This is a genomic window from Acinetobacter lactucae, assembly GCF_001605885.1.
In the GTDB taxonomy this organism is placed as follows: Bacteria; Pseudomonadota; Gammaproteobacteria; order Pseudomonadales; family Moraxellaceae; genus Acinetobacter; species Acinetobacter lactucae.
In genome coordinates this window covers 48,654-69,046 of sequence record NZ_LRPE01000036.1, presented here as the reverse complement: position 1 = coordinate 69,046, position 20,393 = coordinate 48,654, and the positions used below count along the sequence as shown (strand labels likewise).

Sequence of the window (20,393 nt, the reverse complement as noted above, 5' to 3'; positions counted from 1 at the left end):
ACCATGCCGTTTTTTGGTTTTACCCCTTCTGAAGGCTTATTGAACGATATACAAACTGGAATTGCGAACAAAAATTCTAGTGAGCCTTTATATCCACTTCGCGATAAGATTGCTTTACAACTGAATGAAGAGATTATTGATAATGTCTTAATTCAGTTAGTTCAGCACTTCCCTGCAAGTGAAAAGCGCGATACTGCCGAAAAACTAGCAGGCTATGTCAAATCAACAGTTGCTGTTCTTTTAAAACAATTGTTAAGCAAAGCGCCAAATGATGTTGTTAAACAGTCTGTAGAGTTCTCTGAAAAAAGCTTATTTAAAGATCCACAAGGTCAATATAAAGTAGGTGTAACTCTAGATCCTAGTTTAGTCACTAACCTTAAGCATAACTTCACTGAGCTTAAAGCTGGCAACGATATTAATAAAGCTGCATTAGCTGAACTATATAAACAGTTTGGTGATGCTATGGTTAAACATTTTATGTCTGATTTTAACAAGACATTAGATCTTGGCATGATCAAACGTAAAGCAGCTGATATCGGCGCAGCAGCTGTAACAAAAGCAGTTCATATTGCGATCGATAAACTCATTCCTAGCTTAAATCGTACTGAATTAAAAGCGATGGCTGAATATCATGAAAGTCTATTCTTTAATTAATAAAAAATAGCCTATCGGAAACCTAGCGAGAGCTAGGTTTTTTTATTGCAAAATATTGATATACATTGCCATTAATCAGGTTTATGTTAGCATGCGCCAAGCACTGATTGACCTAGTTAACGCCGCATGTCTCCTAGCCCACAATATAAGTTTTTACGCCAAGCTCCTCGAGATGGTCTTAGCACCGCTATGCAACCATCAAGGTGGCAACAACTCCACATTGACCCGTGGTTATGTCTATTTTTGCTGTTAAATGCGCTACTAGGTTTAACTGTACTATATAGTGCTTCGGCACAGGATGTAGGGTTGGTGAGTAAACAGGCCATGAGTTTTGGTATTGGCTTTTTAGTAATGTTTGGCCTAGCCCAAATTCCGCCTAAGGTCTATCAAGCATTTTCCCCCTACTTTTATTTGTTTGGCCTATTTTCGCTTGTGGCAGTTATGGTATTCGGTGAAGTCCGAATGGGTGCTCAGCGCTGGATTGATATTCCTGGTTTCGGAAGTGTCCAACCCAGTGAATTCATGAAAATCGGCATGCCGATGATGATTGCATGGTTTTTAGCACGAAAACCTCTTCCCCCTAGCTTTTCACAGGTTGTTTTATCATTAATGTTAATTGGTATTCCTTTTTTACTGATTGCAGAACAACCTGATTTAGGCACATCACTTTTAGTACTAGCAAGCGGTATATTTGTCTTATTTTTAAGTGGACTATCATGGCGGATGATTGGTGCAGCTGCTGCATGTGCAGCGGTCATAATTCCGATTGCGTGGGAATTTCTTTTGCACGACTATCAGCGTCAAAGGGTTTTAACTTTACTTGATCCAGAGGCAGATGCACTTGGTACAGGTTGGAATATTATTCAATCTAAAACTGCAATTGGTTCCGGTGGTTTTTCAGGTAAAGGTTTCCTTGAAGGTACTCAATCACACTTACACTTTTTACCCGAAGGACATACTGACTTTATTATTGCTGCTTACTCCGAAGAATTTGGACTCATCGGTGTACTTATTTTAGTAATCCTTTATTTTGCTATTATTTTTAGAACATTCCAGATCGGTTTACAAAGCTTCCATAACTATGGACGTTTAGTTGCTGGCGCCTTTGGTTTGTCTTTTTTTGTTTATGTATTTGTAAATGCGGGAATGGTCAGTGGTATTTTACCTGTAGTAGGTGTTCCTTTACCTTTTATGAGTTATGGCGGAACAGCTATTATTACTTTAATGGCCACCTTTGGTTTAGTCATGTCCATTCATACACATCGATAATCTGGAATTTTAAAACGATATGTTGTCTCAACACTTAAATAAAACTTTAAAAATGCTTGCTTTGTGTACTGGCTTAATCAGTACAAGTCATTTCGCTCAGGCCAACGATTTTGCCACACATCCTGATTATTTGAATTTTAAACAAAAAACGATGAATGCTTATGGCTTAAGTAGCGCCCAAGTCGACGCAGCCATGAGTGGCGCAAAAAATTTACCAAACATTCTAAATATTATGACTCGTCCAGGTGAAAGTAAGCCTTGGTATGATTATCGGTCTATGTTTTTGGTTGAAGGGACAATTCAGCGCGGCGTCCGTTTTAAAAACCAATATGCAGATGCTTTAAATCGTGCTGAACAGCAATATGGCGTACCTCAATCTGTCATTTTAGGTATTTTGGGCGTTGAAACAGGTTATGGCGCAAATAAAGGTTCTTTTATTACACGTGATGCTTTAGCTACCCTTGCTTTTGGCTACCCTCGCCGTGCTGAATATTTTGGCGATGAGTTAGCTGCTCTTATCGCATGGACGTATAAAGAAGGTTACCCAACAAATAGTATTGTAGGTTCCTATGCTGGTGCGATTGGCTATCCGCAATTTATGCCAAGCAATATTAGTAAATTTGGCGTAGATTATGATGGTAATGGCCATATCGATTTAAGAAACTCAGCAGAAGATGCAATCGGTTCAATCGCCAACTACCTAGCAAAGCAAGGATGGCAACGAGATCAGCCTATCGGGTTTATGGCACGTTACACTGGGTCAAATCCAGAAAGTATTATTGCTAAAGATTTAACGCAACCTTTCCCATATGGTGCATTAAAGACACTCGGTATTTCCCCATTGAATCCTTTAGTTAAAATTGATGATCTCGATATGGTGAATGTTATTCAATTACAAGACTATAATGGTCCAATTTACTATTTAACTTACCCGAATTTTCAAGTGATTACGACTTATAACAAGAGCCGCATGTACGCTACTGCTGTATGGTTATTAGGCACTGAAGTAGCTAGCCGATAGGCTAGCTTTTTTATTCTTTATGTAAAAGTCAATAAATATTTTTGTTAAATAGATCACAATATATACATTTTTAATAACTTGTTACATTATTGATTATTTTTTAACCTAAAACTGTAAGTTTTTGCCCTTTTTGTAAAGATTTCTCGTTAAAGACTAGACACTCTCCGTAACCGATGAATATTATCCACCCCAATATAGCAATTGCAAAAGTGAATAATAAGGCATGTTCACTTTAAATTTCAGTCAAAGGCTGAAAGAAAAAAGTACATGTTCTCAGGAGTTTATACAAATGCAGTTATCGCTGAAATACGTTCTTGCACTGACGGCTAGTTTAAGCATGGCCCCACTGCACGCTGAAATGGTGCAGTCATCATCATTAAACAGTGATGTGGATGGTCCTAATCTAGCAGCACGTGTGTTGAGTAAAGATACTCAAAACTTTAATTCTCGTTTTTCTAACATTAACAGTCTTTCAATCACTGAACGTTCTGGCGATCAAATCCGTCGTCAAGCGATCGCAGCAAAAATTGAAATCCCTGAAGATGAGCCTTCAGTGATTGAAAAACTTAACACAGTAGCTTCAAATACTGTTCGTAAGTTTAGCCAAACTGGTATGGCGTCTTGGTATGGCCGCCAATTCCATGGTCGTAAAACTGCAAGTGGTGAAACATTCGACATGAATGCTCTAACTGCTGCTCACCGTAGCCTACCATTGAACTGTTATATTCGAGTAACGAATAAAGACAATGGCAAAAGTGTGGTTGTAAAAGTAAATGACCGTGGTCCTTTCCATGGTAATCGTGTACTTGACCTATCTTACGGTGCAGCTAAACGTCTTGGTATTACCAATGCCGGAACGGCTAAAGTAAATATTGAGCGTGTTGATGGCCCAACTTCATAAGTTATAGCCTCTCGAGTTCATGTAAAAAGCCGCATATTTTCTGCGGTTTTTTTATATTTTAAACTATCAAATATAATTTCCGGCCTAGAATTAAAGTGGCTTCTTTTTTACCCCTAACTCACCCCAAATTTGAATATTTATTAATCAAAAAAACACATTAATTTAGCCCAACTCAATTTAACGCCTAAATTGCGCTTAGAGCAACTTTATAAAATTTTGGCTACCCTAGTACCATTTTTATAAAATAAAGGCTATTTATGGCGTTTTTAGAGTAGATGAGTAGAGCTTTTTCACACAATTTTCCCGACTATCTCAAAATGGCACTTTTTTTGATAATTTCATCATCTAGCAACATAGAAAAAATATTATGAAATATTGCACCTCTTTTGAGGTCAAATTGATCGCTTTTTCAATTACCGTGACCTTATTTTTTTCCATTGTTCGTTCCTAAGCGTTTATTACCAATTTTCCATAGTTGAATAGTGTGAGTTTCTTGTCGATATCTTCAAGAACAGGCTAAAATACACTCAGAAAAAATAAATCAAATTTAAAACAAGGAGTGTGCTACTCATGAAATCCATTACTGAATGGTTTGATGAATATAGTGAAAGTCATCAAAATCCAACCAATAAACAAATTCACTGGCTTTGCGTTCCTGCTATTTTATTTTCTATTATTGGAATTATTGCGCATTTCAGCATATTGCTTACTACTTTATTACTTGTGCTGACCTTAGTATTTTATGCACGTTTAGATCTTGTACTTGCTGTTACGATGGCTGCTTTACTTGTTGTTATGGCATGGCTCATTTACACCCTGCCTGTAGGAGTCGGGTTTTATATCGCTATTTTTGTGATTGCTTGGGTTGGACAGTTTTACGGACACAAAGTAGAAGGCAAAAAACCGTCTTTCTTTAAAGATTTACAATTCCTACTGATTGGACCAGTTTGGTGTATGGATGCTTATCTCTCAAAAATCTTGCCTAAATGGAAAAGCAGACAAAAACAAGTTCTTGCTTAAAGATTAAGTTAAAGCTGAATCCTTTCGATTCAGCTTTTGCATGTTAGTAATTTATTAGAAAATTTATAAAATAAAAAAATCCTAAACTTGCTATCACACTTAAAAGAATTTTTTTTAGGTAAATAGCGATTACAATACAAAATATTGCTGCATAAATATAAGGGTTATTTATCACACCTCTTAAATGATCACCATCGAAAAAAATAACTGGAATGCAGATTGCAGTTAACAAACAGGGTGCAGAATAGTTAAGCATCTTATTCAGAATAAGCGGCAGTTTAATTTTTACTTTAGGCTCTAAAAAATAATATCGATTAAAAAAGACGATTGCTGCCAAGCCTAGAATCATGAACCAAGACATGCTATTTCTCCTTACCTATTTTTTCAGTTAACACAGCAACCAACATCCCCATTAATCCTGAAAGTAAAATCGCACCCTCGATTTGATAAAATTTAAATAAAAATCCACTTAAACAAGTTATTAGCACACCAGCTATGACTGAAAATCCTTTACATAAAGGCACAATCATGGCAATAAAAATAGCAACGATCGAAAAATCCAAATGATAATTTAAAAGATCAGGTATCACTGTTGCCAGCAGTATCCCCACCAAACTAAAAGCAACCCAAAATAAATAAAAACACAGTCCAGCTCCCAACAGATATTCCGAACTTCTTTTTTCAGAGGGAGCACTCACTGCAAATAATTCATCTGTTAATAAAAAGCCTAAACTCAATCGTTTCGGTAGGGACAAAATAGAAATATCATTTCTTAAAGTTAATGCATAAATAAAATGCTGAGCGGTTAAAAAGAAAATAGTCAAATAAATTGTAAAAACAGATGCATCTTCCATGGCCATGCTTAAACTGACTAATTGCGCAGCGCCAGCAAAGACAAGCCCAGACATTGCAAGTGCTTTATAGAAAGATAATCCTACATGAATTGCCATAGACCCAGCTAAGATTGCCCATGGAATAACAGAAATTGACAAGGGCAAAATATCCATTGCACCACGTAAAAACAAATAAGATGGCTTATTTTTTGAAAACTCAACTGGCTGATTAAGCTGAATATTCATATATAAAATCCAATATAAGAAACATCTATATACCATGCTTGATGAGTGCCGACTTATATTGGATAAAATTGCTTTAGAACCAATTTATTTATATGTTTAAACTTGCTACATATTGAGTAGGTGTAACGCCCATTGCTTTTTTAAAATGTCGGTTAAAATGGCTTTGATCAGAAAAACCACATTGGTGTGCCACCATCGCAATTTGGTCCCCCTGTTTTAATAACTGTCTTGCTTTTTGTAAGCGCGCTTGAACAAGCCAAGCATGGGGTGGCAAACCCACATATTTTTTAAATTGTCTTAAAAAATGCCAAGCACTCAAGCCGACCATGTCTGCTAAATCCTGTAAAGAAAAATTCGTTTCAGGCATTTCTATTAGTAATTCTTTAACTCTTAATATTTTTGAATATGCTTCTGGCAACTCACAAAAAGTATGATTTGATTTACCATGTCTCTTCATAAGACAAGCTAAAGTTGTTAAATACATCGTTTCTTTGAGTAGAAAATTATCTTTTTGTTCTAATAAATCAAAAAGTAAGCAAAGCTGTTGAGCCAAACCTAGATCACGAATCACAGCTTGAGGAAACCATGGTGCTCCATGTGGATTTTCAAAAAAATCCTGACTAACTCCTGCTAACATTTCAGGTGTTGGATAGATCGCTCTATAACGCCACCCTGATTCAACAGCAGATGAACCAGTATGAATCTCGTCAGCATTGACTAAAATAATATCGCCTTTAGGAGCTACATGTAGCTGTCCCGTCCTAAAAAAAGACTGCGCTCCTTCTTCAATTACACCAATACAATACCCTTCATGAGTATGCTTTGAAAATTGTGTTTGGTGATAATGTGCTTTTAATAACTCTAAACCGCCCAACTCTCGCACATGCAGATAATCGGCTTGCTCCCGCTGCATAAATACGTCTCATCTATTCAATAAAAAAACCATAGCATGTTTTAACAAACTGAATAGAACAAAATTGCTCTATAAAAAATAATCTGATTAAACGTCCACTTAGGTTTTATTGATAGATCTGTCCATCATGTTTAAGCCAACCAGCTTCATGACGACCTTGTGGATCATGGTGAGTCCAATGTAATATCCCACCTTTTGGGTTGTATTCATATTCACCGTAAAACTCAACGATGTCACCTTTATTTAAATTAGAAATTTTAGGCGCCAAATCAATATTATGTGCGACCAAAATTGAAACACCACTTTTTAATACAAGAATGAATTTCTGATGTCTTGCCCCATCATTATCATCTCTTAAAATTGCTTTGACTCGACCACTTCCCTGCACCTGAACATTACTTTTTTTCTGCTCATAAGCAGCTTTTACAGTGTCCACCCCATTATTTAAAAGTGTAGTTTCATTATGCTGAGCTGCGGGTATAGTTGATGATGTTGATTGACTTTGCTTATGTCCAGATAAATCCAGACCAAAATATCCAGCAATCAATAAAATAATGACACCACCAATACTGAGATTTTTTTTATTTGTCATTGTATAGCCCTATTTTAACTGAGATAAAAAAAGCCCCAATGGGGCTTTTTTTATTGTGATACGAATTACTTCGCAGCAGCTTGAGCAGCAGCAACTTCTTCAGCGAAGCTAAGTTCTGCTTTCTTCTCAATACCTTCACCAACTTCGAAACGTACGAATTCAGCAACAGTAGTACCAGTTGCTTTTAATACATCAGCAACTTTCTTATCGTTGTCGATTACGTACATTTGACGATCAAGAGCAACTTCGTTCAAATATTTATCAACTGAACCTGTTACCATTTTCTCAACGATGTTAGCTGGCTTACCAGATTCTAACGCTTTCGCTTCAGCAATTTCTTTTTCTTTAGCGATAAGGTCAGCAGGAACAGCTTCAGCATTTACAGCTACTGGGTTGAATGCAGCAACGTGCATTGCAATACCTTTACCAGTGTCAGCATCACCAGTATAAGAAACTACAACACCGATTTTTAAACCGTGTTTGTAGATAGCCAAGTTTTCGCCTTCAACGATTTTCGCGCGACGAACTTGGATGTTTTCACCGATTTTTTGAACAAGTGCAATACGAGCTTCTTCAACTGATTGACCATCTGCTAATTTTAATTCAGCGATTTTAGCAGCATCAGTTTCACCAGCAGCTAAAGCAGCAGTAGCAACAGCTTTAGAGAAGTTAGAGAAGTTTTCGTCTTTAGCAACGAAGTCAGTTTGACAGTTAACTTCAACTAAAATTGCTTTATTGCCTTCTTGAACGATTGTGATTGCACCGTCAGCAGCAATGTTACCAGCTTTTTTAGCAGCTTTAGCTTGACCAGATTTACGAAGGTTATCAATAGCAAGCTCGATGTCACCGTTCGCTTCTGTTAATGCTTTTTTGCATTCCATCATTGCAAGACCAGTACGGTCACGTAATTCTTTTACCATGCTTGCAGTAATTGCAGTCATGTTGATCTCCTAAAATCGGTAGAAAATAAATCTTTTCAACAAAAACGGCCCAAAGAAACTCTGGGCCGTTTGCACTCTCGACGCTTAATTTGCCACCATTACATGTCGCAAAAATGACAAGCCTGCGTCAAAACGCATTAAGCCTCAGAAGCGTCTTTCGCAGCGTCATCGCCTTTTGCTTGAGCGTTCGCTTGAGATTGAGCGTATTCTTTACCAGCAAGAATTGCATCAGCCATAGCTGAAGCATATAGAGTTACTGCACGGATCGCATCGTCGTTACCAGGAATAACGTAATCAACGTTATCTGGGTTAGAGTTTGTATCAACGATACCGATAACAGGAATACCTAAGTTCTTCGCTTCTTTGATTGCAATCGCTTCGTGATCAACGTCGATTACAAATAATGCGTCAGGTAAACCACCCATGTTTTTAACGCCGCCTAAAGAGCGCTCAAGTTTTTCCATCTCACGAGCACGTTCTAAAGCTTCACGTTTAGTAAGCTTAGCAAAAGTACCATCTTGAGATTGAGTTTGAAGATCTTTTAAACGGTTGATAGATTGGCGAAGTGTTTTCCAGTTCGTCAACATACCACCTAACCAACGGTGATCTACATATGGTTGACCAGCGCGTTGAGCTTGTTCACGGATGATGTTAGAAGCAGCACGTTTTGTACCAACGAACAAAACTTTGTTCTTTTTGCTTGCTAATTGGTTAGCGAAGTTCAAAGCATCATTTAACGCAGGAACAGTGTGCTCAAGGTTGATGATGTGAATTTTGTTGCGCGCGCCAAAAATGTATTGACGCATTTTTGGGTTCCAGAAACGAGTTTGGTGACCAAAGTGCGCACCTGCTTGAAGAAGGTCGCGCATGCTTACGTTGTAATCTGCCATTTTCTTTACCTTAAAAGTTGGGTTAGGCCTCCATATATCCGCATTCTCCACCCTTTTACAGGCACCCAGAGTAATGTGACGATATATGTGCGGATTTTTTACTCCATTTATCAAAATTGTTCGTAAAAGATATTCACGAAAAGCATTTGATAAAATGGGCGGCTATTTATACCATAGACACTTGTAAATTACCAAAAGTTTTTAGAGATCATGAACAGTACTTATACAGCTCCACGTCGATTAATCAAAACTCCAGATGAAATTGAAAAAATGCGCATTGCAGGACGACTGGCGGCTGAAGTTCTAGAGATGATCAAGCCCCATATCAAGGCAGGTGTAAGTACACTTGAACTTGATACCATTTGTCGTAATCACATTGAAAATGTGCAGCATGCTATCCCTGCATGTGTCGGCTATGGTGGAGCTCCTGGCCGCCCTGCTTTTCAGCACTCTATTTGTACTTCGGTTAACCATGTTGTCTGTCATGGTATTCCCTCTGAAAATAAAATTTTAAAAAATGGTGACATCCTTAATATTGACGTTACTGTCATTAAAGATGGCTATCACGGCGACACCAACATGATGTATATCGTTGGTGGTGAAACTTCTATTTTAGCCAACCGCCTATGCAAAGTTGCTCAAGAAGCGATGTATCGTGGGATGGCAACTGTTAGAGATGGTTCATATTTAGGTGATATCGGCCACGCAATCCAGAAGTATGTTGAATCAGAACGTTTTAGTGTAGTACGTGAATATTGTGGCCACGGTATTGGAACCGTTTTTCATGATGAACCTCAAGTACTCCATTATGGTCAAGCTGGTACAGGCATGCGCTTAGAAGCAGGTATGACTTTTACGATTGAACCTATGGTAAATGCTGGCGTATGGCAAACCAAATTGTTAGGTGACAAATGGACTGTCGTAACGAAAGACCATAAACTTTCAGCTCAATATGAACATACTATTTTAGTTACCCAAACAGGTATTGAAGTCTTAACTGCTCGTCCTGAAGAAGACCTATCTCGCTTCAACTAATATTTTAATAAACTTAAATAAAAGGCTACTTTGTGTAGCCTTTCATTATTTATTATGTACTTTTTATTAATAAATCTTTCTAAATATAAACAAATATTTCAAAAAAATTACAATTATTAATTTTTAATACACAATCTATTCAAAAAAACACGGTATGGTGGGCTCAATAAAAATCAGTAAACAAATGTCGGACATGGAGTCCTTTTATGATGAAAAAGTCATTATTTTGTATGACAGCTGCCCTTTTTGCTCTGCCAACAGTCACTTCCGCCGCTTCTCCATACTTTAGTTTAAAAGATGGAGATGGCTTCAAACGTTTTTCAGTCTCTGCTGGTCCTTTATATGTCAAACCAACTGGTAATGCTCAGCCTTTTAGAATTAACACTTCAGTTAAAGAAAATGAGCAATCTAAGGTTGGAGATATTAAAGTAAAAACTATTCAAGACAATATTTCAGACAGTAACAGTAATGTCGTTCTTGAAGAACTTATTGATGTTATTGGTTTAGGTACTGATACTATTCCGGCATGGTTAAGTGGAACAGCTGAAATTCGCGGTTTGAGTCAATGGGAAGCTCAGAATACAGGTTTAGAAGCAGATGATGTAACTACCCTGGGTCTCATGACAAATTACTTTTTTACAGATAATGTTTCATTAGAAGTAAAAGCAGGGATTCCACCTAAAGTCGATCTACAAGGTAAAGGTAAGATTTATGCACCTTTTTCTGCTACTGCAAAACCTGCTGGTGGAATTCTTGGTTCGATGGAACTTGAAAATAATATTTTTATTACTGATCTTGAAGCCCATGGAAGTGCGGCATCAGCTCGAGCTTGGACGCCAGCGTTTGAATTACAATATCACTTTGGCAAAACTGGCGTAAATAAATTTAGACCCTATGTTGGACTAGGCGTGATGTATGCCTATTTCAGTGAATTAGAAATGAATCCTGAAATTGAAAATGATTTAGTCAGTGCTGGTCATATGATTGTAAATATTAAAGATGGTAAATCTGGTGCTGCTTTAGAAAGAAAAACTAGTTCTGGTGATCCTAAAGTAGACCTTGAGGCTTCAGATGCAATTGCACCTGTTGCAACTTTAGGTTTTACTTATGACTTCAATGATAAATGGTATGCCGTTGGTTCTGTCTCTTATGCCCACCTAAAAACAGATACAACCATTACAGTCAATGATGCTAAATATGGTGAATTAATTAATGCAAAAGCAGATATCGAAATTAATCCAATTTTAGGTTATGCAGGAATCGGTTACCGCTTCTAACTTTTGTTTCACGCAAAGCTATAAAAACTTATGCACGTTTTTATAGCTTTTTTTAATCTGAGCTCATCTACACTTTGCTTCTTTTTAAATCAAAATGCTAAAAAAATGAGCATTTTTTAATAACAATATAGATAAATTTAACTTTCGCCCTTTCTTATTCTCCAATTTTGTTTTTGTATCCAATTTTTAGATAGAGAAACTAAATTAGGAAAATTAAACACTAATTTTTTCTTTTTAGTAAAATTATTTTTTTGGCACAAGCTTTGCTTTATTCATAGCAAGATGAGTCAACGTTGATTCAATGAATAAACCAAGACGGCCAATGATGTCCGCTCTGATCGGTATGCAGATAGGCAATAACTTGCCATGCAAATTAAAATTTCGTTCAGTTCAGGGGGACGGCGTATGTCTTCAAATATCAATCTAGATGCAAAAAAAGCAACTGAGATTAAATTATTCAGTTTTTCTACTCCAGCGATGCGTGCCTTCCATATGACATGGCTCGCATTCTTTGTGTGCTTCTTCGCATGGTTTGCCTGCGCTCCACTCATGCCAGTGATTAAAGGTGAGTTCGGCTTAACCAAAGATCAAATTGCTAACATTAATATTGCTGCCGTTGCGATTACGATTTTAGTACGACTTGCCGTCGGTCCACTTTGTGATAAATATGGTCCACGCATCACCTACACTGCACTATTACTATTAGGTAGTATTCCAGTATTTGGTGTAGCAGCTGCAAATAGTTATGAGTCTTTCCTTTTTTTCCGCTTACTTATTGGTGCAATTGGTGCAAGCTTTGTAATTACGCAATATCACACAAGCATTATGTTTGCGCCTAATGTTGTAGGCACAGCAAATGCAGCTGCTGCTGGTTGGGGTAACGCTGGTGGCGGTGCAACCCAAGCTCTCATGCCTTTATTACTCGGTGCAATTGTCATGTTCGGTGTCGAGCAAACTATGGGCTGGCGTGTTGCATTAATCGTACCAGGCATCATGATGGTCATTGTGGGTATTCTTTACTGGAAACTCACCCAAGACTGCCCTCAAGGAAACTTTAAAGAAGTTCGCGCGCAAGGCATTGAAGTTGGTAGTGGTAAAAAAGGTGGCATGGCAATTTTAATGCAAGCTGCGCGTAACTACCGTGTCTGGATTTTATTTGTGGCTTACGGAGCATGTTTCGGAATCGAAATTTTTATCCATAACGTTGCAGCTATGTATTATGTTGATCATTTCAAAATGGATTTAAAAACTGCTGGTCTAACTGCAGGAATATTTGGTCTTCTTGCATTATTTGCTCGTGCACTTGGCGGTATTATTTCTGATAAAGTCGCACTCAAAAAAGGGTTGGATGGCCGCACTAAAGTACTGGTGCTTATGATTTTGGGTGAAGGTTTGTTCTTAATACTCTTCTCTCAAATGAATGTGGTTACCCTTGCAATTATTTCCATGACGATTTTTGCACTGTTTACTCACATGGCTTGTGGTGCGACATATGCTCTCGTACCATTTATTGATCGTAATGCATTAGGTGGTGTTGCAGGCATTATTGGTGCGGGTGGTAACGTTGGTGCTGTTGCAGCAGGCTTCTTATTAAAAGGTGTACTAGATATTCAAACCTGTTTATTTATTTTAGGTGGATTAGTTATCGTAGCTGGCTGTAGCGTAATTCTAATTCGATTCACGACTGAACATAAAGAAAAGGAACAAGTCCTTTTTGAACAAGCATTACTTGAACGTAATTCTGCAGCTTAATTTCTACAAGAAGCAGAGATCAAAATGATATCTGCTTCTTTACAGTCCTTATAACGCAATATATGTCTTAAGAACTTTTTAATTTTGCTTAAATATTCCCTCAGCTATATCGATATTGTTCGATATATCTTCTACAATAAATGATCATATTATTATAATTTTCCATTACTCATGACTAAAACTGGTAATCAATTTTCTCAGTCACTCATCTACATGCTGATTGGCAGTGCAATTATTCTGGCACTTTCATTAGGTGTACGACATGGTTTCGGTCTTTACCTTGTACCCATGAGCCATGAGTTTGGCTGGGGACAACATGTTTTTAGTCTAGCAATCGCCATGCAAAATCTAATCTGGGGTGCGGTTCAACCTTTTACTGGAGCAATCGCAGATAAGTATGGCAGCAGAATTGTAGTTGCTGTTGGCGGACTACTTTATACCCTAGGTTTACTCTTAATGGCTTTTAGCTCAAGTGTACTCATTTTGAATTTGAGCCTAGGTCTTATTATTGGTTTGGCTTTATCAGCAACTTCTTTCACGGTATTACTTAGTGCAGTAGGCCGAGCTGCTCCTCCAGAAAAAAGAAGTATGGCAATGGGTATTGCTAGTGCAGCAGGCTCTTTTGGTCAGTTTATTATGCTGCCTTCCACTCTCCTCTTACTTAAAACAGTGGGATGGTCAGCAGCTTTAATGGTAAGTGCGTTATTAATTGCTCTTATCATTCCCTTGGCTTGGATGTTAAAAGGCTCTAGCACTCAAACACCAAAAGCAATTGCACAACCTCAGCTCACCTTTAAACAAGTACTGAATATTGCCAGAAAACATAAGCCCTTCTGGTGGTTAGCTTTAGGCTTTTTAGTATGTGGATTCCAAGTTGTGTTCTTGGGTGTGCATTTACCTGGCTATTTAATTGACCACGGCTTTGATGCAGCTACTGGTACTGTATTTCTTGCTTTAGTTGGGTTATTTAATATTGTGGGAACTTATGGAGCAGGTTGGCTGGGAGATCGATTCTCAAAACCTAAATTATTAATGGCACTTTACGGTAGCCGTGGCATCGCAATCATCGCCTTTTTACTATTACCTCTAAGCACTTATACGGTATATGCTTTTGGCGTCATTATGGGGCTATTATGGCTCTCTACAGTTCCTCTTACAAATGGCATTGTGGCAAATATGTTTGGCGTTAAATACCTTTCAATGCTCAGTGGTATTGTGTTTTTCACTCATCAAGTCGGCTCTTTCTTTGGCGGTTGGCTCGGCGGTGTTAACCATGACTTAACAGGTAATTACAATGCGATTTGGCTATGTTCAATAGCTTTGAGTATATTAGGGGTAATCGTACATTTCTTTGTAAATGAGGAGGCTGTTATTCATGACGTATAATGCCTTACTTTTGAAAACAATTATGACTTTGCTCGTGATTACCCTGCTGGCCTGTTCAATCATTTTATGGAAACAAACTCCTGATTTATTTGTATATTTTAATCAAGCATTTTGTGCCCACTAGAAATCTAAGCAGTCAGACGCATACTGTGAATTGTCATAAAAATATAAAAAACCTATGGTCTAATGAAAATAAAAAAGCCCGCAAGTTTGCGGGCTTTTTTATGGAAAACTTATTTAAAATCAAAACAAACGGTTCATACCATTAAGTGCAGCTACACGGTATGCTTCAGCCATTGTTGGGTAGTTAAAGGTCGTTTCAACGAAATATTTCAGAGTATTGTTTGGACTGTGCATAACTGCTTGCCCAATGTGGATAATTTCGGCAGCATTATTACCAAAACAGTGAATACCCAAAATTTCCATAGTGTCGCGATGGAAAAGAATTTTTAACTCACCTACTGTATCACCAGTAATTTGTGCACGAGCCAAATGACGGAAAGAAGCTTGACCCACTTCATACGGAATTTTCTCTTCCGTTAATTCCTGTTCATTTTTACCAATTGATGAGATTTCCGGAATGGTATAGATACCCGTCGGGATATCACGTACTGGCTTCGCGTCTTCACCACTCATGTTTGCACCCGCACAACGCCCTTGGTCATAAGCAGCAGAAGCAAGTGATGGCCAACCAATCACGTCACCAGCAGCATAGATATTTTCAACTTCGGTTTGGTACTGATCATTTACTGAAAGCTGACCGCGGTTGTTTGGAACTAAGCCAACGTTCTCAAGACCTAAACCTTCTGTGTTTCCTGAACGACCGTTACACCAAAGAATCGCATCGGCTTTAATCTTTTTACCACTTTGTAGATGCAACACAACATGGTCATCAAACGTTTCTAGGTGATCCATTTGTTCATTGTGGCGAATTAATACACCTTGTTCACGTAAGTGATAAGACAAAGCATCAGCAATTTCATCATCTAAATAGCTTAAGAGTTTTTGCTGAGTATTGATCAAGTCAACTTTATGATCTAGACCAATAAAGATTGAGGCATATTCACAGCCAATAACGCCTGCGCCGTAAATAATGATTTTTTGAATTGAGTAATCAAGATCAAGGATTTTGTCCGAATCGAATACGCGAGGGTGATCAAAGTCTAGACCTTGCGGATGATAAGGACGGCTACCTGTCGCAATCACGATTTGTTTACAAATAATGGTTTCTTTAATGCCTTCATGGCTAAAAACTAAAACTGTATTTTTATCTTGAATATATGCACGGCCATGAAATACGCCGATTTTGTTGCGATCGTAAAAACGTGTGTGCGTATCAACCTGTTGTTGAATTACTTTATGTGCATTACGCAACACCTGTTTCATGGTGAATTGTTTCCATTCACCTACTTTTTGAAACATTGGATCACGCTGGTAGCGAATAATACTAGAAACTGTTTGACGCAATGCTTTACTTGGAATAGTACCTACGTGTGCACAGTTACCACCGAGTTGATCACGTACATCTACAATTGCAACACGCTTACCCGCTTTTGCAAGCTTCATTGCCGCGCCTTCACCTGCAGGTCCAGAACCGAGAACTACCGCATCGTATTTAACGAAATTCCCACTAACGACCTCTTTTTTACGTGGCATTGAAAGCTCCTTCCTCACTTGAATGACCATATTTTATAATAAATTATGGCTAATATGCGGTGAATTTATGTATTTCTCAACCCTATATTTCTGAATAACCACATTTATTATATGAATAGTTATTTTCCGCTATTAACTGCAGAAGTTCGCTATAATACAATGTCAATGTCTCTATAAACGAGTGGAAAAGTTAAATATGTCAGAACACCGTAAACCTGAACAGGGTGTAAAACTTCGTGGCGCAGAAAAAGTCGCAAGAATTCCTGTAAAAGTTGTACCTACGGTTGAAGTGCCGCGTAAACCTGACTGGATTCGTGTCAAGATGACGGCACCAGAAGAAGTTCAGCGTATTAAAACCACTTTACGTGCTCAAAAACTCCATACCGTTTGTGAAGAAGCTGCTTGTCCAAACCTGCCAGAATGTTTTGGTGGTGGTACAGCAACATTCATGATCATGGGTGATATTTGTACACGTCGTTGCCCTTTCTGTGATGTAGCACATGGTCGTCCAAATGCACTCGATGCAGATGAACCTCGTCACATGGCAGAGACAATTGCTAATCTTAAACTTAAGTATGCAGTAATTACTTCGGTTGACCGTGATGACTTACTTGATGGTGGTGCACAACACTTTGTGGACTGTATCAAAGAAGCTCGTGCACTAAGCCCAAATACATTGCTTGAGATTTTGGTACCAGATTTCCGCGGACGTATGGATATTGCTTTACGCATTATGACTGAATGTCCGCCAGACGTATTTAACCACAACATCGAGACTGTACCGCGCCTTTATAAAGCAATGCGTCCAGGTTCAGACTATCAACATTCTTTAAACTTATTAAAAATGTTTAAAGAATATTGCCCAGACATTCCAACAAAATGTGGTTTGATGGTGGGTATTGGTGAAACTGAAGAAGAAGTTATTGCCTTGCTTGATGACTTACGTGCTCACGATGTTGACTATGTGACTATTGGTCAATATTTACAGCCATCTAAACAACATGCACCAATTGACCGCTTTGTAACGCCAGAAGAGTTCGAACGTTATGCAGAGCATGGCCGTAAACTTGGCTTTAGAAATATTTGGTCTGCACCAATGGTTCGCTCAAGTTATTTTGCTGATCGTCAATACCACGGTGAACCAGTACCAGAAGTTCGTCGTAAAGTAGATCCAGCTAAAAAAATTGCCGTTCAAGTTGTCGAAGCTTAAAAATTCAAATCAATGAAAGCCCTCTAGTTCAGAGGGCTTTTTATTTGTATAAGAAAATCAATAACATTTCTTGACAAATCGATAAAACAAGCCATTACACTTTCACTTAAAAATATCTTATACCTAAAAGTACGATATATCCCTGCTCTAGCATATACATCAATTGCGACATAAAAAATTAAATTCAAACAGCATTAAAAATTAGCTAGTTAAGCCTTAAATCTCTCCTCGCTTTTTCGCAACTTCTAACTTGAGGGCTTATCTAGCAAGGAGCAAGTATGATTTTCCTACTCTTTGTTTTAAGCATTGTCATTCAGCTTTTTGCAATATGGGCAATTTTCTTTTTTAATCTAAACAGAACCATTGGCAGTGTTATTACGATTGCTGTAGCAATATTTACTGCACTCCTATTAACGCCATGGGCTCTTATTTTAGGTATTCCTCTCATTGCCCTTAGTATTATTATTTTATTTGCACCATTACGCTTTAACCTGATTACCAAACCTGCATATAAAACCTTAGCAAACTCAATGCCGAGCATCAGTACGACTGAACAAGAGGCTTTAGAGGCAGGTACCAGTTGGTGGGAAAAAGAATTATTTATGGGGGCACCCGATTGGTCACAATTTGAAAAATATCCCTACCCAACGTTGTCAGCAGAAGAACAACGTTTTATCGACAATGAAGTTGAGCTCCTTTGTAGCATGCTAGATGAGTGGGAAATTCATCATCACTTAAAAGATCTACCACCAGAAGTTTGGCAATTTATTAAAGATAAAGGTTTTTTAGGTCTCATTATTCCAAAGTCTTTTGGGGGTAAAGAATTTAGCTCATTTGCCCAAAGCCGTATTATGAGCAAAATTGCTTCCCGCTCACTCACCACAGCTGTGAGTTGTATGGTTCCAAACTCATTAGGACCGGGTGAGCTACTCATGCACTACGGTACCGATGCACAAAAACAGCAATATTTACCAGGCCTTGCTAAAGGTGAAGAGATCCCATGCTTTGGTTTAACCAGTCCAGAAGCAGGTTCAGATGCAGGCGCGATTCCAGATTCGGGTGTTGTTTGCTATGGCGAATATGAAGGTGCTCAAGTTCTTGGGCTACGAATGAATTTCTCTAAACGCTGGATTACGCTTGCGCCAATTGCCACCGTTGTTGGTCTTGCATTTAAACTTTATGACCCAGAAGGCTTACTCGGCGATAAAAATAAAACAGAGTACGGTATTACCTGTGCCCTCATTCCTGCCAGTCATGCAGGTGTAAAAATAGGAGCACGTCATTATCCGGGCTCTCCATTTATGAATGGAACAGTAGAGGGTGAAGATGTTTTCATTCCTATCGATTGGATTATTGGTGGTCAAGAAAATGCCGGTAAAGGCTGGCGTATGCTCATGGAATGCTTAGGCGTTGGCCGTGGTATTTCCCTTCCAGCTTTAGCAACAGCAGCAGGTGAAATGAGCTATTTAACCGTTGGTGCTTTTGCGAAAATTCGTCAACAATTCAATATTTCAGTAGGTAAATTTGAAGGCGTACAAGAAGCAACCAGTGAAATTGCCAGCGATGCCTATATGCTTGAAGCATTCCGCTATTTAGTGACATGTGGCCTAAACCAAGGTGGAACACCTGCCGTGATGACTGCCATGGCAAAATATTATGCAACTGAAACGATGCGTAAAGTGGTCAATCACGGAATGGATATTGCTGGAGGACGTGCAATTCAACTTGGGCCACGTAATTTCCTTGCCCTTACCTATCAAGCAATTCCAATTGCTATTACGGTAGAAGGTGCAAATATTTTGACCCGTTCATTGATGATTTTTGGTCAAGGCTCAATGCGTTGTCATCCTTATCTATTTGAAGAGTTACAACTCCTTCAATCTGAAGATAAGAATAATTCAGTCAAAAAATTCGATGATTTGTTATTTAAACATTTAGCTTATACCTTTAACCGCGGTGCTAGATCATTTGCTTACGGTTGGACAGGTGGCTCAAGCGATGCGCCTCAGTCAGCAGACCAATTCACCACAAGTTACTATAAAACGATTAACCGTTTTAGTGCCAACTTCGCACTTGTTTCGGATATGTCACTTGGCTTACTTGCAGGTGACCTAAAACGCAAAGAAATGTTATCAGGTCGCTTGGCTGACATTCACGCACACCTTTTCATTTCTACTTCGATTTTAAAATTTTATGAAGCCGGACAAAAAACTGAAGCTGAACAACTTCACGCTAAATTAGCGCTACAAAAAGCTTTCTTGAATATTCAGGAGGCATTTTGGGGATTATTTGAAAACTTCCCAGCTAAACTTCCTGCAGCATTTGTAAAATGGATCTGCTTCCCATTTGGTCGAGTCATTTCAAAACCTGACGATGAGTTAAAACAGCAAGTCGCTGAACTCATGATGCAAGAGCATCCTTTTAGAGAGCAGCTTAAACATCACGTATTTTATTCAACCAAAGCCGATGATGTGACTGGTCGTTTAGAACACACCTTCCAAATTCTACGAACACTCGAACCGCTTTGGGATAAGTTTAAAAAAGCTGAATCCAAAGGTAAATTTACAGGACTTACTTTTGAAGAAAATATTGAACAAGCAATAAAAGAAGGTTTTATTTCTGAAAGTGAAGCTCAACAATTATTGCAATACAACGCAATTAGATTCGACAGCATGCTTACAGATGTATTTGATGAAGATTTAAATAAAGATCTTCCTTTATCGAACCCTCATCAAATTTAGTGACTGATGCCTCCACTAATTCACTATTGCAATCATGTTTGATTCGCATTAATTAA

The 20,393-nt window shown here is 38.2% G+C and carries 18 protein-coding genes; 11 read left to right on the top strand and 7 right to left on the bottom strand.

What is annotated here, in order from left to right:
* Positions 1-3: 3 nt before the first annotated feature.
* From AWW73_RS13390 to AWW73_RS13370, 5 genes are all read left to right on the top strand, one after another.
* Positions 4-654 carry a hypothetical protein gene (locus tag AWW73_RS13390; RefSeq protein WP_016145919.1) on the top strand — a complete coding sequence of 217 codons (651 nt, stop codon included), beginning with the start codon at positions 4-6 and terminating at the stop codon, positions 652-654.
* Between the two features lie 126 nt (positions 655-780).
* Positions 781-1,923 (top strand): rod shape-determining protein RodA, encoded by a 1,143-nt coding sequence (rodA, locus tag AWW73_RS13385; protein ID WP_016145920.1) that lies wholly within the window; start codon positions 781-783, stop codon positions 1,921-1,923.
* 19 nt (positions 1,924-1,942) lie between these two features.
* Positions 1,943-2,944 carry a lytic murein transglycosylase B gene (gene mltB / locus AWW73_RS13380; RefSeq protein ID WP_016145921.1) on the top strand — a complete coding sequence of 334 codons (1,002 nt, stop codon included), beginning with the start codon at positions 1,943-1,945 and terminating at the stop codon, positions 2,942-2,944.
* Between the two features lie 289 nt (positions 2,945-3,233).
* Entirely contained in the window at positions 3,234-3,845 is a 612-nt protein-coding gene (locus AWW73_RS13375) for a septal ring lytic transglycosylase RlpA family protein (protein ID WP_002118141.1), read from the top strand.
* Positions 3,846-4,415: 570 nt separating this feature from the next.
* Positions 4,416-4,865, top strand: a complete 450-nt coding sequence (locus tag AWW73_RS13370; protein ID WP_062849890.1) for an Mpo1 family 2-hydroxy fatty acid dioxygenase — start codon at positions 4,416-4,418, stop codon at positions 4,863-4,865.
* Between the two features lie 43 nt (positions 4,866-4,908).
* Here the strand turns inward: AWW73_RS13370 and AWW73_RS13365 are convergent, their stop codons facing one another.
* The 6 genes from AWW73_RS13365 to rpsB form a co-directional block, all read right to left on the bottom strand.
* Positions 4,909-5,226: an AzlD domain-containing protein gene (locus AWW73_RS13365; RefSeq protein ID WP_031948933.1), complete on the bottom strand. Its 318-nt coding sequence runs from the start codon at positions 5,224-5,226 to the stop codon at positions 4,909-4,911.
* Position 5,227: 1 nt separating this feature from the next.
* The gene (locus AWW73_RS13360) at positions 5,228-5,944 is read right to left on the bottom strand and encodes an AzlC family ABC transporter permease (RefSeq protein ID WP_062849889.1); all 717 of its coding nucleotides are present in this window, start codon (positions 5,942-5,944) and stop codon (positions 5,228-5,230) included.
* Positions 5,945-6,032: 88 nt separating this feature from the next.
* Entirely contained in the window at positions 6,033-6,857 is an 825-nt protein-coding gene (locus AWW73_RS13355; RefSeq protein WP_062849888.1) for a helix-turn-helix transcriptional regulator, read from the bottom strand.
* Positions 6,858-6,963: 106 nt separating this feature from the next.
* Positions 6,964-7,449 (bottom strand): DUF3465 domain-containing protein, encoded by a 486-nt coding sequence (locus tag AWW73_RS13350; RefSeq protein ID WP_062849887.1) that lies wholly within the window; start codon positions 7,447-7,449, stop codon positions 6,964-6,966.
* A 65-nt stretch (positions 7,450-7,514) separates the two neighbouring features.
* Positions 7,515-8,390: a translation elongation factor Ts gene (gene tsf, locus AWW73_RS13345; protein ID WP_002118238.1), complete on the bottom strand. Its 876-nt coding sequence runs from the start codon at positions 8,388-8,390 to the stop codon at positions 7,515-7,517.
* A gap of 137 nt (positions 8,391-8,527) precedes the next feature.
* Positions 8,528-9,280, bottom strand: a complete 753-nt coding sequence (gene rpsB / locus AWW73_RS13340) for a 30S ribosomal protein S2 (RefSeq protein ID WP_002118204.1) — start codon at positions 9,278-9,280, stop codon at positions 8,528-8,530.
* A 210-nt stretch (positions 9,281-9,490) separates the two neighbouring features.
* On the opposite strand from rpsB, the gene map reads away from it, so the two are divergent.
* The 4 genes from map (at position 9,491) to AWW73_RS13320 (ending at position 14,730) form a co-directional block, all read left to right on the top strand.
* Positions 9,491-10,315 carry a type I methionyl aminopeptidase gene (map, locus tag AWW73_RS13335; protein WP_016145926.1) on the top strand — a complete coding sequence of 275 codons (825 nt, stop codon included), beginning with the start codon at positions 9,491-9,493 and terminating at the stop codon, positions 10,313-10,315.
* A 206-nt stretch (positions 10,316-10,521) separates the two neighbouring features.
* Entirely contained in the window at positions 10,522-11,592 is a 1,071-nt protein-coding gene (locus AWW73_RS13330; RefSeq protein WP_057105052.1) for an OmpW/AlkL family protein, read from the top strand.
* Positions 11,593-11,997: 405 nt separating this feature from the next.
* Positions 11,998-13,344, top strand: coding sequence for an MFS transporter (locus tag AWW73_RS13325; RefSeq protein ID WP_057105053.1), 1,347 nt, complete (start codon positions 11,998-12,000; stop codon positions 13,342-13,344).
* Positions 13,345-13,515: 171 nt separating this feature from the next.
* Positions 13,516-14,730 (top strand): MFS transporter, encoded by a 1,215-nt coding sequence (locus tag AWW73_RS13320; protein ID WP_062849886.1) that lies wholly within the window; start codon positions 13,516-13,518, stop codon positions 14,728-14,730.
* A 243-nt stretch (positions 14,731-14,973) separates the two neighbouring features.
* On the opposite strand, the gene sthA is transcribed toward AWW73_RS13320, so the two are convergent.
* The gene (sthA, locus tag AWW73_RS13315; protein WP_002118117.1) at positions 14,974-16,386 is read right to left on the bottom strand and encodes a Si-specific NAD(P)(+) transhydrogenase; all 1,413 of its coding nucleotides are present in this window, start codon (positions 16,384-16,386) and stop codon (positions 14,974-14,976) included.
* A 196-nt stretch (positions 16,387-16,582) separates the two neighbouring features.
* On the opposite strand from sthA, the gene lipA reads away from it, so the two are divergent.
* Together lipA and AWW73_RS13305 are read left to right on the top strand one after the other, a co-directional pair.
* Positions 16,583-17,596, top strand: a complete 1,014-nt coding sequence (gene lipA, locus AWW73_RS13310) for a lipoyl synthase (protein ID WP_002118167.1) — start codon at positions 16,583-16,585, stop codon at positions 17,594-17,596.
* A gap of 278 nt (positions 17,597-17,874) precedes the next feature.
* A complete protein-coding gene (locus AWW73_RS13305) occupies positions 17,875-20,337 on the top strand; it encodes an acyl-CoA dehydrogenase (RefSeq protein WP_062849885.1) in 2,463 nt (820 codons plus the stop codon).
* The last annotated feature ends 56 nt before the right edge of the window (positions 20,338-20,393 follow it).